A 14285-nucleotide genomic window follows, 5' to 3' on the forward strand; every position below is an offset into this window, starting at 1 on the left:
TTTGTTTTTTTTTAGCGTAGCACAGCAAAAACAAATATTTAAGATGCATGTTATGAAATGTAACAAAAAATACTAAAAAATCTAAAAATTTTATGAAAAATTATATAGGGCTGATTCGTACCGCACACATCTTAAAACCGGGCATTTTACAGTCCGGATCCAAGGCTTCACCAATTAAGTCGTTGACGTTTTGCGTGTCAGACCAATGGATGGGAACAAACAACGTGTCTTTTCGTACTTTCTCCGACCATCTGCTCCGGACCGTGATGCTGCCCCGGGGGGATTCTACTTTCACGAGAACACGGTCTTCGATATGATAGTCGGCCGCCGTTTTTGGATGGATTTCCACAAAGGATTCGAAATGTCTTGCAGCCAGGGCGGAGCTTTTTCTCGTTTGGACACCCGTTAAGTAATGAGACATCACCCTTCCTGTGGTTAAATAAAGCGGATAGCCGGCGCTCGGTTTCTCTTTCGGGACGGCCGGTTCATTTGGAATCACGCTTAATTCAGCTCTGTGATCGGGATGGGCAAATGAGTGCTCAAACAATCGCCCGGTTCCGGGGTGATCCGCTTCAGGACATGGCCACTGAATGCCGCCTTCCCGCCTGAGCCTGTCATAGGTGATGCCTGCGTAATCAGCGATTCCGCCGCGGCTCGCTTCTCTCAGTTCGTTAAAGATTTCCTCCGCCGACGTATAGGAAAAATAATGCCCTTTACCAAGAGCGGAGGCAATGTCACAGATGATCTGCCAATCATGTTTCGCTTCTCCGGGGCAGGTGCGGCTCGCTTCTCTTAATGTCACGCGGCCTTCTACATTTGTCATCGTGCCTTCGTCTTCCAAATAAGAGGAGGCGGGTAAAATCACATCCGCGAATGCCGCGGTCTCAGAAATAAATAAGTCAACTGCGACAAAAAATCTCAGTTTCTTGATTGCCTGCTTGACGAAATTCGCATTTGGGCCGGAAACAGCCGGATTGGAACACATGAGAAACAGTCCTTTGATGTCGCCGCTATCTATTTTTTCTATCATTTCATAGGCTGAGACGCCTTTTCGCGGCAGCTCATCCTGATGAATCCCCCACACCTTCGTAATATGCGCCCGGTGTTCTTCAATTTCGATAGAACGGTAGCCCGGAAGCTGATCCGCTTTTTGGCCGTGTTCTCTCGCGCCTTGTCCGTTGCCTTGACCGGTAATCGCCCCGTAACCTGAGAAGGGCTTGCCGATTTTTCCCGTGATCAGCACTATATTTAAGAAAGCTTTCACTGCCGCGGTACCGTCAGTCTGCTGTTCGATCCCCCGCGCTGTAAACAGCATGCCGGATGTTTCCTTGGCAAACTTCACGGCGGCCTTTCGTATATGCTCCAAAGGAACACTTGTCTGCTCGGAGATCTCTTTCAGATCCAAAGCGTCGGTATGCCGTTTGAGCTTATCGAATCCGTTTGTTCGTGTGCGGATAAAGTCTTTGTCTGTAAGCTGTTCGTCAATGCAGATTTTGACGAGTCCGTTTGCCAAGGCGGCGTCTGTACCGGGCTTGATTTTCAGGTGAAGATCGGCTATTTTGGTCGTCGCCGTTTCCCGGGGATCAATGGCGATAATGTAAGCCCCGTTTTCTTTCGCTTTATCAAAATATGGCATGATTGTCGGCTGGCATTCCGCGATATTGGTGCCTGCCAGGATGATGACACGTGTATGCGGAATGTCCGATAATGGATTTGTCAGGCCCCTGTCCGCGCCGAATGTCTGGCCGGCCGCCGTTGCTGCGGCAGACATACAGAGCCGCCCGTTGTAATCGATGTATTTCGTCTGTAAGCCGACCCGTGCGAACTTTCCAAGCAGATAGGCTTCTTCATTTGTAATTGAGGCGCTCCCGTAGACGGCCATCGCATCATTGCCGTGTTCGGTTTGGATCAGATTGATTTGTTCCTTTATGCGATTCAGTGCTTCAGCCCAAGAGACAGGCACAAATTCACCGTTTTTTTTAAGCAGGGGGCGTGTAATGCGGGAAGAGTGCACGGCATGCTGATGGGCATTCATGCCTTTTGTACATAAACGGCCATGTGTCGTCGGATTATCAATGCCGATTGCAGTGTATTTCTTCCGTGCCGCGAAGGTTTGTTCCGTAAGCTGCATTTTGCATTGCATGCTGCAGAACGGGCATTGCGTCTCATATGTTTTTTCCGATTGAATATCTTGCAGTTTGTCACGGAAATAACGGAGCATCGGTTCAGTCAAAAAGCTTCATCCTTTCGTATGGCGTTTTCCCGGCAGACAGGTTTTGCAGCAGGGATATGTCTGAACGGAGATTTTTCAGAAGCTGTGTCCGCATATCTTCTTCAAACAGCATTTCTCTGATATGGACGAGGCCGAGTCTGTCAACCCATTGATAAATCGCTTCGTTGTAGTGAGCCGTTTCGCGATAATATTGAATAAGGCCTTTCATCATAGCGGCGGTACTGTCTTCGTTATCCGTCACACAAAAAAGGCTGCCGGCGCGGGCTTGTTTTCCGCGGACGCCCCCGATATAAATCTCCCAGCAAGTTTGTGTCTGAAGCGCGCCGATATCCTGAATGTAAGCATCGGTGCAATTGTTTTCACATGACAAGCTGACGGATACATAAGCGGGTACGGCAAGCGTGTCGGTATCTCGTTCAATCCTGCTTGCCAGCTCTTGAAAGGAGCGATGCTGTCCGCACGTACATGCTTTGATTTGCATCGTCCAGCGGTGCCGGGGGGAGAAAACCGGCATGTTCAGTGCTTTTCTGATGCTTGCAAGGTCATTTGGCCTTATTCCGGAAAGCCTCAGCCGGTGACTGTCAGTCATCGAAACCTCGGGGATGCCGTATGCTTCGATGACGTCTGCGATGTTTTTGAGCTCTGCCGCACTTGTCAGTCCGCCGTACATTTGCGGAATCAGGGTGCATGTCTCTTCTGCCGATATTTCATTGAACTGCATAAAATCAGGCCGCGTCCTTTCCAAGTAATAGTGAAGCGCCGGAATACAAATGCGGCAGCCGTTTTCTGTTTTCCAGCCGATCTCTCTCATTATCTCGGCGGCATCAGTGAACGGACGGCGGCGAATTTCGGCGATGACTTCTTCTTCCGTCAAATCGGTGCAGCCGCAAAACGAAGGCTGGCGGGAGGGTTTTGTGTAATCATCGCTTGCCATATACTTCAGCAAGTCTTCAACGAGCGGCCTGCATCCTCCGCAAGATCCGGACGCTTTTGTCATGTGCTTCACTTCCTCCGCGGTTTTTAAGCCATATTTGTTCACCGCTTCTTCAATGGAGCCCTTGGTCACTGAGCTGCATTGGCAAATGGTTTCATGGGGAGGCATGGATTCAAAGGATATACCGCCTTGATCCGGTTCCATGAGCTGTTTTTTCACGATGGAAATATCTCTTTGCTTCACAAGACTGTCGAGAAGCCGCTGTTTACCGCGCGTGTCCCCGAATAAAATAAAGCCGGCCGGTTTATCGTCCTCAAAGAGCGCTTTTTTGTAGATGCCTGCATGCTCATCATGGAACAATATGCCGGCTGTGTGCTCATCCTCGTGCACCTTTCCTGCCGACCATACATCAATACCGGCTATTTTTAAGGCTGCAGATTGTGCAAAGCCTTGAAACCCTTCGCACGGGACGCCGCATAGATGCTGCGCGAGCACTTTTCCCTGTTCATAAAGCGGCGCCGCCAATCCGTATACAATCCCGTCATGCTCCGCGCATTCACCGACGGCATACACATTCGGTTTGTTCGTCTGCATGAATTGATTGACGATGATTCCTCGGTTCACTGAAAGTCCGGCAGATGCAGCCGATCGGATATTGGGCCTCACACCGGCGGCCATGACAATCAGGTCTGCTTCTATGGAAGAACCGTCTTTGAAACGGATGCCTTCCGCCCGTGAGTTCCCTGTAATGGATGCCGTGTCTTTCTCTAAAAGAAAGACTAAGCCTTTTCGTTCCAGCTCTTTCTGCAGCAGGCGGGATGCCGTTGGATCAAGCTGTTTTTGCATAATGGCGGAAGAGTGGTGAATGACGCTGACGTCCATGCCGAGCTGCCGTAAGCCGACGGCCGCTTCAAGACCTAATAAACCGGCGCCGATGACCGCCGCCTTTTGATACCGGCCGGCCGCATTGATAAGGGATTGGCAGTCTTCTATTGTCCGAAAGCCGTACACACCTTCTTTATCTGCTCCGGGTATGGGGAGAATATAAGGAGAGGAGCCCGTTGCAAGGATGATTTGATCGTAAGTCATGCTGCGCTTTCGATCCGTTGTGACAACCTGCCGTTCTGTATCAATGTGTACAACCGTTTCTCCCGTGTAAAGCGTAATTCCGTTTTTTTCGTACCATTCGCGGCTATTCAGCGTAATGTCATCAAGCGAAACCTCACCTTGTAAAACGGAGGATAAGAGAATGCGATTGTAATTGGGATGAGGTTCGCTTCCGAAAATGACAATCTCAAACATGTCACGGTTCATCTTTAAAATGTGTTCAATACAGCGGATTCCGGCCATTCCGTTCCCTGCTGCAATTAATCGTTGTTTCTTCATTCGCCAAACCTCCTTTGCAGCTGCCAGTAAGATTGCTTCTCTATGAGAAATTATGGCACATTGCCTGATTAACGCATTAAATGTGTCGCATTATCTTACACATGTCTTTTCCGGTGAATGCCCGTCATATATTCTTGATTCAGCAATTTGAAATGATAGAAGACCGGAAAGGAGAATGTTATGAAGCTGTCGGAATTAAAAACAAGCGGTCATCCGCTCACTCTGCTCTGTTCCTTCTTATATTTTGATGTGAGTTTTATGATTTGGGTAATGCTGGGGGCGCTCGGCGTTTATATTTCTCAGGATTTCGGGTTATCTTCTTTTGAAAAAGGGTTTGTCGTGGCTCTGCCGATCTTATCAGGATCTGTGTTTCGGATCATTTTAGGTGTGTTAACGGACAGGATCGGGCCGAAGAAAACAGCCGTGATCGGGATGCTGATCACGATGATCCCGCTGCTTTGGGGGGCATTCGGCGGCCGTTCTTTGACTGAGCTGTATGCGATCGGCATTCTGCTGGGCGTAGCGGGCGCAAGTTTTGCTGTTGCGCTTCCGATGGCGAGCCGGTGGTATCCGCCTCACTTGCAGGGGCTTGCAATGGGGATAGCAGGTGCCGGCAACAGCGGCACTTTGTTTGCGACATTGTTCGGTCCCCGCCTTGCGGAACAGTTTGGGTGGCACAGTGTAATGGGAATTGCGCTTCTTCCGTTGATGATCGTTTTTATACTGTTTATCGTCATGGCGAAGGACTCTCCTGCACAGCCCGCACCGCAGCCGCTTAAAAACTGCCTTCACGTGTTCAGGCAGAAGGAAACATGGTGTTTCTGTCTTCTGTACGGCGTCACTTTCGGAGGTTTTGTGGGATTATCAAGTTTTTTGGCGATTTTTTTCGTTGATCAATATCAATTGTCAAAAATCCATGCCGGTGATTTCGTCACAATATGTGTCGCAGCGGGCAGTTTTTTTCGCCCTGCAGGAGGCTGGATTTCAGACCGGGCGGGAGGTGCGAAAGTTCTGGCTGTACTGTTTGTCATCGCGGCTCTGTGTATGGCGGGAGTCAGCAGCCTGCCTCCGCTTTCAACGGTGATCGTTCTGCTGTTTATCGGAATGATGGCGCTCGGTATGGGCAACGGAGCGGTATTTCAGCTTGTCCCTCAGCACTTTGCAAAAGAAATCGGAATGGTGACGGGAATCGTCGGAGCAGCCGGCGGCATAGGGGGTTTTTTCCTTCCGAATATTTTAGGATCATTGAAGCAGATGACGGGAACTTATGCGATCGGTTTTATCTCTTTCTCATGTATCACATTGCTCGCATTTGTGCTTGTTCTGGCCGCAGGCTATTTTTGGAGAAAAAGCTGTGGCACTGAAAACAGTCCTGCGGATGTTTAAGTTTGGGCGGAAGACACGTATGACAGCGTGTCTTTTTTATGATTGATTATTTTTCACTTGATTTTAAACGGAGAATACATCAGAATAAATAGTAACGATTACGATTTATAATAATGTACATCATGATGATAATAAGGCAGGTGCGGGGTATAAATCGTAATAATTCTATTTTGTCAGGAGGCTATTTTATGAAAAAAATTCCGGTTACAGTATTGAGCGGCTATCTTGGTGCCGGAAAGACGACCGTTTTGAATCATATTTTACAAAACCGCAACGGTTTAAAAATTGCCGTCATCGTCAATGACATGAGCGAAGTAAATATAGACGCGGGCTTGGTGAAGCAGGGAGGCGGCTTGTCAAGGACGGATGAGAAACTCGTAGAATTATCCAACGGCTGTATCTGCTGCACGCTGCGTGAAGATTTATTAGTCGAAGTTGAGAAACTCGCGAAAGACGGCAGATTTGATTATATTGTGATTGAATCAACAGGGATCAGCGAACCGATTCCCGTTGCCCAGACATTTTCTTATATAGATGAAGAAATGGGCATTGATCTGACAACATTCTGCAGGCTGGACACAATGGTGACCGTGGTGGATGCAAACCGCTTCTGGCATGATTTCCAGTCCGGTGACAGCCTTCTTGACCGGAAGGAAGCGGTAGGAGAAGAGGATGAACGGGTGATTGCCGATTTATTAATTGACCAAATCGAGTTTTGTGATGTACTCATTTTAAATAAATGCGACATGGTGGGCGAAAAAGAGCTTGAACAGCTGGAAACGGTCCTTCGCGCATTACAGCCCCGCGCCAGACTGATCCGGTCCGTCCGCGGAGAAGTGCCTGCCGAATGCATATTGAATACCGGTTTATTTGAGTTTGAGGAAGCGAGTTCATCAGCAGGATGGATAAAGGAGCTGACGGCAGGTCATGAAGCGCACACTCCGGAAACGGAAGAGTACGGCATCACTTCGTTTGTGTACTCGCGGCGTCTGCCGTTTCATACCGCTCGTTTTGATAGCTGGCTGCATCAATCAATGCCTGACAGCATTGTGCGCGCAAAAGGAATTGTTTGGTGCGCAACCCGCAACAGCCTTGCGCTGCTGATGTCTCAGGCGGGTCCGGCGGTTTCGATTGAGCCTGTTTCTTATTGGGTGGCGGCAATGCCGAAACTTGAGCAGGAGCAGATCAAACAGCAGGAACCGGAGATTCTGGAAGATTGGGACGACCAATTCGGAGACCGTCATACGAACCTGGTGTTTATCGGAACAGATTTAGATGAAGCAGCCATTACAAAGGAATTGGATCAGTGCCTGCTCACGCCGTCTGAGTTCGATTCCGACTGGTCGCAGCTTGAAGAACCTTTTCAATGGGATATTCAGCGGGCCGAATAACATACCGGCCAAGTTTAGAAGCAGGTGAAAAGGGAAGGAGTGATGAAAAAGGAGCTGACCAAGTGTGAAAGCACTGACATACCAAGGAAAAGAACATATGGAAGTGAAAGAAGTCCCGGCACCCGCCATTCAAGATGAGAGAGATGTCATCGTTCGAATCACCGCAACCGGGATATGCGGTTCAGACCTTCATTTATATAAAAACGGAATACCCGCCGATCCGGGTTATATCGTCGGGCATGAGCCGATGGGAATCGTTGAAGAAACGGGCAGTCAAGTCAAAAAGCTGAAAAAAGGCGACCGGGTCGTGATTCCTTTTAACATCGGCTGCGGAGAATGTCATTATTGCAAGCACCAGATGGAAAGCCAGTGTGATGAATCTAATCCAAATCCTCATACAGATGCCGGCGGCTTATTCGGTTTTTCGGAGTTTAACGGTAATTATCCCGGCGGGCAGGCTGAATATTTACGTGTTCCTTATGCTGATTTCTCTTCTTTTCTGGTTCCGGCAGACAGTGAGCTTGAAGATGAGCAGGTGCTGCTTCTGTCAGATGTCATGCCGACCGCCTTTTGGAGCGTCCAGCACAGCGGAGTGAAAAAAGGAGATACAGTCGTGATTCTGGGATCAGGTCCGATCGGCTTAATGGCGCAAAAATTCGCGTGGAAAAAAGGAGCTAACCGGGTTATCGCAGTTGATCAAGTCCCGCACCGCCTTGAACATGCGAGACGCATAAACGGAGCAGAGACCTTCAATTTTTCAGAACATGATGAGATCGGGAAACTGCTGCATGAACAAACGTCAGGGGGCGCGGATGTAGTGATTGATTGTGTCGGAATGGACGGCACGCCGCTTTCAAAAGAAAAAACAGAGCAAAAACCGAATCAGTTCGGAACGATCAGTCCGATTCTTACAGCATCAGAAGCCGTTAAGAAGTTCGGAACCGTGCAGCTCACGGGCGCATACATTTCTGAAGCGGACGGCTTTCCGCTCGGTGATTTTTTCACACGCAACGTTTCTTTAAAAAATGGGCCAGGCACCCGTTATTCATCTGATGCCGATGCTGTATCAAATGATCGAACAAAATGAAATTGATCCGACGGATATCATTACACACAAAATGAGTCTTGCGGAAGCTCCTGCTGCATATGATATATTTGACAAAAAAGAAGATGGCAACATTAAAGTGATTTTAAAGCCATAGCGAGGAGAAACACGATGAATATTTACAGACCGGCGGGATTTTGGATCAGATTGGGAGCCGTGGTACTCGACTATTTAATTACTTCAGTGCCTTTGGCGATTATTTTTATGCTGGCAACAGGAAAAGATCCGAATGAGAGCACAATGATCAGCATCATTTTGACTCTTTATGCTATTTTGCTCCCTGTATACTGGAACGGTTATGTTATCGGCAAAAAGATCTGCGGTATCCGCATCGTCAAAAAAGACGGCACTCAGGTAGGCTTCCTCACTATGATTTTGAGAGTGCTTGTGGGCGGCCTGATATATGGCGTGACGTTTGGAATCGGTGTGATCGTGAGCGCATTCATGGTCGGAATGAGAGAAGACAGACGGTCAATCCACGATTTTGTAGCGGGAACGTATGTCACATACGCGCTGCCGGACGAATCGATTGAAAAGAGCGAATAATTTCGCTCTTTTTTTGCATAAAAAATGGATGAGGGAGCAACATATAACAAACGTTAAAGGAGGAAAGAGTCATGAAAAAAGCTGCATTGTCTTTAGCTGCGTTTTTCATTACAGCAATGGTTTTCACAATGCCGGCACACGCCGCCGGAACAAAAATGCCTTCAACCATGTCACTCACGGAACAGCAGAAAAAAGAAATTGAATCACTTGAAAAAGAAGTGCTCGAAAAACGAAAACATGTCATATCCAAATATGTTGAGTACGGGGTCCTGCCGAAAGAAAAAGCAGAACATATTAAACAGCATATGGACAGGCGCTTTAACATGATGAAACAAAATGGGTTTGTCCCGAAGCCTCCGCCTCATAAATTGGAAAAGCGGCATCATCATTCTTAAGCATCCGGCAAGCCGGATGCTTTTTTGTTTTTATCGGGATTGCTCTGAAACGCGTTTCATAACGTATGATATCAATATCATACGCATCAGGAGGATGAGACACATGATACATAAAAAACAGGGCCTGTTCCCTGATACATTTCTATGGGGGTCAGCCTCGGCTGCCTATCAGGTTGAAGGAGCCTGGAATAAAGACGGTAAAGGACCTTCAGTATGGGACTTATTCACGAAAATACCGGGTAAAACGTTTAAAGGCTCAAATGGCGATACAGCAGTCGGCCATTATGAGCGTTATAAAGAAGATATCGCCTTGATGGCAGAAATGGGTTTGAAAGCTTACCGCTTTTCTGTCAGCTGGCCGAGAATTTTTCCGAATGGCAGAGGGGAAATCAACGAATCAGGGATCGCATTTTACGAAGACCTGATCGATGAATTGATTTCTAACGATATTGAGCCGGTGCTGACTCTTTATCATTGGGACTTGCCTCAGGCGCTGATGGATGAATACGGCGGCTTTGAATCAAGAAAAATTATTGATGATTTTAATAATTACTGCATTGCGTTATACAAAAGATTCGCCGGCAAGGTGAAATACTGGGTCACGTTAAATGAGCAGAATTATAATTTTCATAACGGGTTTATTACAGCTGCACATCCGCCCGGCGTAAAGGACAGAAAACGATTTTATGAAGCCAATCATATCGCATTTTTAGCTAATGCCAAAGCGATTGAATCCTTCAGACAATATGTTCCTGGCGGCATGATCGGCCCGAGCTTCGCTTATTCACCGGCTTATCCGCTTACAAGTCACCCTGAAGACATAACTGCATTTGAAAACGCAGAGGAATTTATGAACCATTGGTGGCTTGATATGTATTGCCGGGGGACTTATCCGCAAATTCCTTTCAATTATTTAAAGGAAAAGGGCTGGGCGCCCGCCATTGAAGCCGGGGATATGGAATTGCTTGCAAAAGGCAAGCCGGATTTTATCGGTGTTAATTATTATCAGACGATTACGTACGAAAGAAATCCTCTTGATGGTGTATCGGAGGGGAAAATGAACACGACTGGTCAGAAAGGGACAAACCAGGATACCGGTATACCGGGTCTGTTTAAAACGAAAAAGAATCCGAACCTCGTGACGAGTAATTGGGATTGGACGATTGACCCGATAGGTCTGCGCATCGGCCTCCGGCGTATAACGAGCCGCTATGAGCTGCCGGTTTTTATAACAGAAAACGGGCTGGGGGAATTCGATAAAATAGAAGAAGACGGCTCAATTCAGGATGACTACAGAATTGACTATTTACGCTCCCATCTTGAACAGTGCAGAGAGGCCATTAGTGACGGAGTTCATCTCATCGGCTACTGCAGCTGGTCATTCACGGATCTGTTAAGCTGGCTGAACGGCTATCAAAAACGCTACGGTTTTGTCTATATCAATCGAGATGAAGAAGATGAAAAGGATTTGAAACGGATCAGGAAAAAAAGTTTTTATTGGTACCAGAATGTAATTGAAACAAACGGTAAAAGTTTATAAAAGTTCCCTGAGAGAAATAAGATTCTCTCAGGGATTTCTTTTACATTGCGGCTGCATCAATAATATACGTATCCGCATGAAGATCGGATAATTCGGCAGGCACTGAATAACAGGTAAGGCTGTATCGGCCTTTCGGAATATTAAAAGAAAGCCGCTTTGACATCACGCTTTCAATCTCAATTCCATCTTTTACAGCCTCAAAGGGAACAGTCGCTTTTTTCTCATAGGATGGTACCGGTTCACTTGTGTTAAGCCTGAGGACGATAAATGCCCTCGTATTTCTCCTTGCCTCAAATGAAACAGCTCCGTCAGCTTCCGCATATCCTTTTTCAATGGCTTCATCGGTCCAATCGATAACAGGCGGTTCTGAATCTTTTTGGAAGATTGTAAATTGATGATAAGAAATGGCCAGTTCTTGCGGTTTCCATGATTTATTCAATGCGCTGTTCCTCCTGTTTTTTACTTGATTTTAAATAATACTCTCGTTCCGTCGGGATCATTGGTAAGCTGGTGTCCGACCCAAGAGCCGGCTCCGCGGTTGTCTGCCGGAGAAATATATTCTACGGAGGCATTATTTCCGCCCTGTTTACAAACCGCCATCGGCCATTCATCTCTATCGTATCCCGTTTTGACGGGCACATGTTTAAGAGATTGCTCACGCCGCTTATGTACTCCGTCTCTGTCAATGGTGCATATGCTGGAATGTCCTTCTTTTATCGCGTCCTTAATATGCTTTGCTGTTTCCGGATATCGATCGGACGGAAATAAGATTACTTTGTCGTAATGACTCTTCTGAACGGTCTGCTCGTTATCTGAGAAAAGATCACCCTTGATCAGGGCCGCGACTGCTCCGGCAATGATGATAAGAACAAGCAGCAGTGCTTTTAATGTTTTCAAGAGTATCAATCACCTCCAGTTTTAATTGCTGTAAAGCTGGTCCAAGAATAAAGCAGAATCGGCCGGCTGTAAAGCTGTTAAAATATATTTCTCAGCCGCAATTCAGCTGAATATCTGTAAAACCATCCGCACAAATCAACTTTATTCATTAAAAATTCAATCAGAAAGTGTTTTTTGCAGTTTCCCTATTCAGAAATGAACGGTTGCGGGTGTATCGTCAATTGACTTATTATAGCGATAAGCTCACCGGCAGGATATCTTCGTCTGCGAGTGTCCGACCCGAAAACCTTGGTCTGCATGACCGTGCGCAACAAGACGATAAAAAGACGGCCATCTGATAAGAAGGCCGTCAGCAAATCATTCCAGATTCGCATGCTTTGTAAACATGTCTGCTGAATTCAATTCTTTTTTCTCCATGATTTTTAGAATAACCGCATCGTAAAACAGCAGAAGAGTTTGTTCGAATAAAGAACCCATCGGCTGAATCGTCTTTCTGTCTCCGCCGGTCTCTTCCTTAGGAGAGCCGGGAATCGTTATTGTAAGATCCGCAAGTTTGCCGAGACTTGAGTCGGGGTTAATCGTTAATGCAGTGATGATGCCGTTAAGGCTTTTGGCTTTTTCAGCTGTATGAAGCAGACTTTTTGTTTCGCCTGAGCCTGAGCCGATGATGACGAGACCGCCTTCTTGGAGGGGAGGAGTAAGCGTCTCACCGACGATGTAAGCGTTCAGACCGATGTGCATCATCCTCATGGCGAACGCTTTAGCCATAAAGCCGGAACGTCCCGCTCCGGACGTGAAGATTTGATCTGCCGATAAAATCTGATTCGCAAGCTTGTCAGCTTCACTGTCGGATATTAATGCTGCGGTGCGGGATATTTCATTTAGTATTTCATGTAAGTATTCAGTCGTTTTCATGATCCTTGTGTGATCAGCTGTTTCATTTTAGCAGCAGCATCCGCTTTATTGTCAGCTCCCGTAATGCCTCCGCCGACAATGATTAAATCTGGGTTTTGTTTGATGGCTTCAGGAAGTGTATCAAGTTTAATGCCTCCGGCAATTGCGGTTTTAGCGCTCTTGACCGCTTTTTTAATCGCCGTCAGTTCCTCGAATGAATTTTTTCCTTCTGCTTGAAGATCATAACCTGTGTGAACACAAATATAATCAACACCGAGTTGGTCAATTTCTTTTGCCCGTGTTTCAAGGTTTTTTACGTTAATCATGTCGACGAGGATTTTTTTCTGCTGTTTTTTTGCTTCGGCAACCGCCCCTTTGATCGTTGAGTCGTCTGTCGCTCCTAAAACGGTGATGATGTCGGCTCCCGCTTCTGCCGCTTTCATGATCTCGTAGCCGCCTGCATCCATGATTTTAAGATCGGCAAGCACTTTCAAGTGAGGAAAGGCTGATTTCATTTCCTGTACGGCTTTTAGGCCTTCATTAATGACAACGGGAGTGCCGATTTCTACAACATCTATATATTGTTCGACCTCTTTCACAAGTTCAATTGCTTCCGGGATATTCACTAAGTCTAATGCCAGCTGTAATTCCACTTTATATCCACTCCTCTTTTTATGTATTTTCATTCTATAGAGTGCCCCGCATGTTGAGAAGTACGCACTTTGAAGTCTAATAGTTACTTTGAGGATACTGTCCCCGCAGGCAATGCGCTTTGTTTCAGCAAAACTGCGTGGTAGTATAAACTGATGAAAGTTGTGTGAAAAAGTAAGCGTGTATGAATAGATGATGACCGTACAAAAAGTAAGAGGAAGGAGCATTGTCCGTGAGCCGAATGGATGAGAAAACGTTTAATTGCGAAAAGGAATTGACGCTTGCCGTGATAGGCGGGAAGTGGAAAATGCTGATTATGTGGCACTTGGGAAAAGAAGGGACGAAGCGGTTTAATGAGCTGAAAGCTTTAATTCCGGATATTACGCACAAAATTCTTGTGAATCAGCTCAGGGAGCTGGAGCAGGATCTGATCGTTCACAGGGAAGTTTACCCTGTCGTCCCTCCGAAAGTGGAGTATTCTTTAACGGCGCAAGGAGAAAGCCTTATGCCGATTCTGGACGCCATGTATAAGTGGGGAAAAGATTATATGGAATTAATCAACATTGATAAAACTGCAATAAAGGAATCTTTTTGAAGTGCTCTATGTAAAATAGAGTGCTTTTTTTGCGGTTTAATGAAATCATATTGCGAACATTCGGACCGTCTGTTTCGGTTCTTGCGCTGTTTTTTCCGGGTCAGCTTACGTACGTAAATTTTTTTCATTCTGCCATAACTGGATATTCGACAGATTTTCATTATAGTTTAAAGATTTTTAATTTTACGTAAATAATATTTTTGAAAATAAATTGCGGGATGCCGCAAAATACCCTCTGAATTCGTCGGATTTTTTTTCGGTGTGCCGCATGAAACTTTTCACCCATTTTTCGGTGATAAAAACAATATTTTCATATAAAGTGAACGTAAGTA

12 protein-coding genes and 1 pseudogene are annotated in these 14285 nt (G+C 46.4%); 7 read left to right on the forward strand and 6 right to left on the reverse strand.

Annotated features, from left to right (window positions below; all coding sequences use genetic code 11):
* Nucleotides 1-100: 100 nt before the first annotated feature.
* Nucleotides 101-2233, reverse strand: a complete 2133-nt coding sequence (gene nasC / locus AC1RRX_RS16340) for an assimilatory nitrate reductase catalytic subunit NasC (RefSeq protein ID WP_144464881.1) — start codon at nucleotides 2231-2233, stop codon at nucleotides 101-103.
* Entirely contained in the window at nucleotides 2226-4553 is a 2328-nt protein-coding gene (gene nirB / locus AC1RRX_RS16345; protein ID WP_144464883.1) for a nitrite reductase large subunit NirB, read from the reverse strand. Before nirB ends, nasC begins: the two co-directional genes overlap by 8 nt.
* A gap of 180 nt (nucleotides 4554-4733) precedes the next feature.
* Between nirB and AC1RRX_RS16350 the strand changes: the two genes are divergently transcribed.
* From AC1RRX_RS16350 to AC1RRX_RS16375, 6 genes and pseudogenes are all read left to right on the forward strand, one after another.
* A complete protein-coding gene (locus tag AC1RRX_RS16350) occupies nucleotides 4734-5939 on the forward strand; it encodes an MFS transporter (RefSeq protein ID WP_144464885.1) in 1206 nt (401 codons plus the stop codon).
* Between the two features lie 188 nt (nucleotides 5940-6127).
* The gene (locus AC1RRX_RS16355) at nucleotides 6128-7330 is read left to right on the forward strand and encodes a GTP-binding protein (protein ID WP_042634803.1); all 1203 of its coding nucleotides are present in this window, start codon (nucleotides 6128-6130) and stop codon (nucleotides 7328-7330) included.
* Between the two features lie 64 nt (nucleotides 7331-7394).
* Nucleotides 7395-8532: pseudogene (locus AC1RRX_RS16360) on the forward strand (zinc-dependent alcohol dehydrogenase).
* 14 nt (nucleotides 8533-8546) lie between these two features.
* Complete coding sequence (locus AC1RRX_RS16365) at nucleotides 8547-8981, forward strand: RDD family protein (protein ID WP_007409358.1); 435 nt, start codon at nucleotides 8547-8549, stop codon at nucleotides 8979-8981.
* Between the two features lie 116 nt (nucleotides 8982-9097).
* Entirely contained in the window at nucleotides 9098-9376 is a 279-nt protein-coding gene (locus AC1RRX_RS16370) for a YckD family protein (RefSeq protein ID WP_263612330.1), read from the forward strand.
* Between the two features lie 103 nt (nucleotides 9377-9479).
* Nucleotides 9480-10916, forward strand: coding sequence for a glycoside hydrolase family 1 protein (locus AC1RRX_RS16375; RefSeq protein ID WP_007409356.1), 1437 nt, complete (start codon nucleotides 9480-9482; stop codon nucleotides 10914-10916).
* Nucleotides 10917-10956: 40 nt separating this feature from the next.
* Here AC1RRX_RS16375 and nin read toward each other — a convergent pair whose 3' ends face one another.
* The 4 genes from nin to hxlA all read right to left on the reverse strand — a co-directional run bounded on the left by nin (nucleotide 10957) and on the right by hxlA (nucleotide 13360).
* Nucleotides 10957-11355: a DNA-entry nuclease inhibitor gene (gene nin, locus AC1RRX_RS16380; protein ID WP_015239128.1), complete on the reverse strand. Its 399-nt coding sequence runs from the start codon at nucleotides 11353-11355 to the stop codon at nucleotides 10957-10959.
* 20 nt (nucleotides 11356-11375) lie between these two features.
* A complete protein-coding gene (locus tag AC1RRX_RS16385; protein ID WP_032867344.1) occupies nucleotides 11376-11813 on the reverse strand; it encodes a NucA/NucB deoxyribonuclease domain-containing protein in 438 nt (145 codons plus the stop codon).
* Nucleotides 11814-12170: 357 nt separating this feature from the next.
* Nucleotides 12171-12728: a 6-phospho-3-hexuloisomerase gene (hxlB, locus tag AC1RRX_RS16390; RefSeq protein WP_015239129.1), complete on the reverse strand. Its 558-nt coding sequence runs from the start codon at nucleotides 12726-12728 to the stop codon at nucleotides 12171-12173.
* Entirely contained in the window at nucleotides 12725-13360 is a 636-nt protein-coding gene (hxlA, locus tag AC1RRX_RS16395; protein ID WP_060563063.1) for a 3-hexulose-6-phosphate synthase, read from the reverse strand. Before hxlA ends, hxlB begins: the two co-directional genes overlap by 4 nt.
* Before the next feature lie 230 nt (nucleotides 13361-13590).
* Here hxlA and hxlR point away from each other — a divergent pair, with 230 nt between their 5' ends.
* Nucleotides 13591-13953 (forward strand): transcriptional activator HxlR, encoded by a 363-nt coding sequence (gene hxlR, locus AC1RRX_RS16400; protein WP_007409352.1) that lies wholly within the window; start codon nucleotides 13591-13593, stop codon nucleotides 13951-13953.
* Nucleotides 13954-14285: the final 332 nt, after the last annotated feature.

The sequence above is a fragment of the Bacillus sp. GW821-FHT11D08 genome (genome assembly GCF_058808515.1).

Excerpts from the sequence above, each read along its gene's own strand:
- AC1RRX_RS16350 (WP_144464885.1), top strand. The coding sequence starts at position 4,734 with ATGAAGCTGTCGGAATTAAAAACAAGCGGTCATCCGCTCACTCTGCTC.
- AC1RRX_RS16355 (WP_042634803.1), top strand. The coding sequence starts at position 6,128 with ATGAAAAAAATTCCGGTTACAGTATTGAGCGGCTATCTTGGTGCCGGA.
- nirB (WP_144464883.1), bottom strand. The coding sequence starts at position 4,553 with ATGAAGAAACAACGATTAATTGCAGCAGGGAACGGAATGGCCGGAATC.
- hxlB (WP_015239129.1), bottom strand. The coding sequence starts at position 12,728 with ATGAAAACGACTGAATACTTACATGAAATACTAAATGAAATATCCCGC.
- AC1RRX_RS16370 (WP_263612330.1), top strand. The coding sequence starts at position 9,098 with ATGGTTTTCACAATGCCGGCACACGCCGCCGGAACAAAAATGCCTTCA.
- AC1RRX_RS16375 (WP_007409356.1), top strand. The coding sequence starts at position 9,480 with ATGATACATAAAAAACAGGGCCTGTTCCCTGATACATTTCTATGGGGG.
- AC1RRX_RS16365 (WP_007409358.1), top strand. The coding sequence starts at position 8,547 with ATGAATATTTACAGACCGGCGGGATTTTGGATCAGATTGGGAGCCGTG.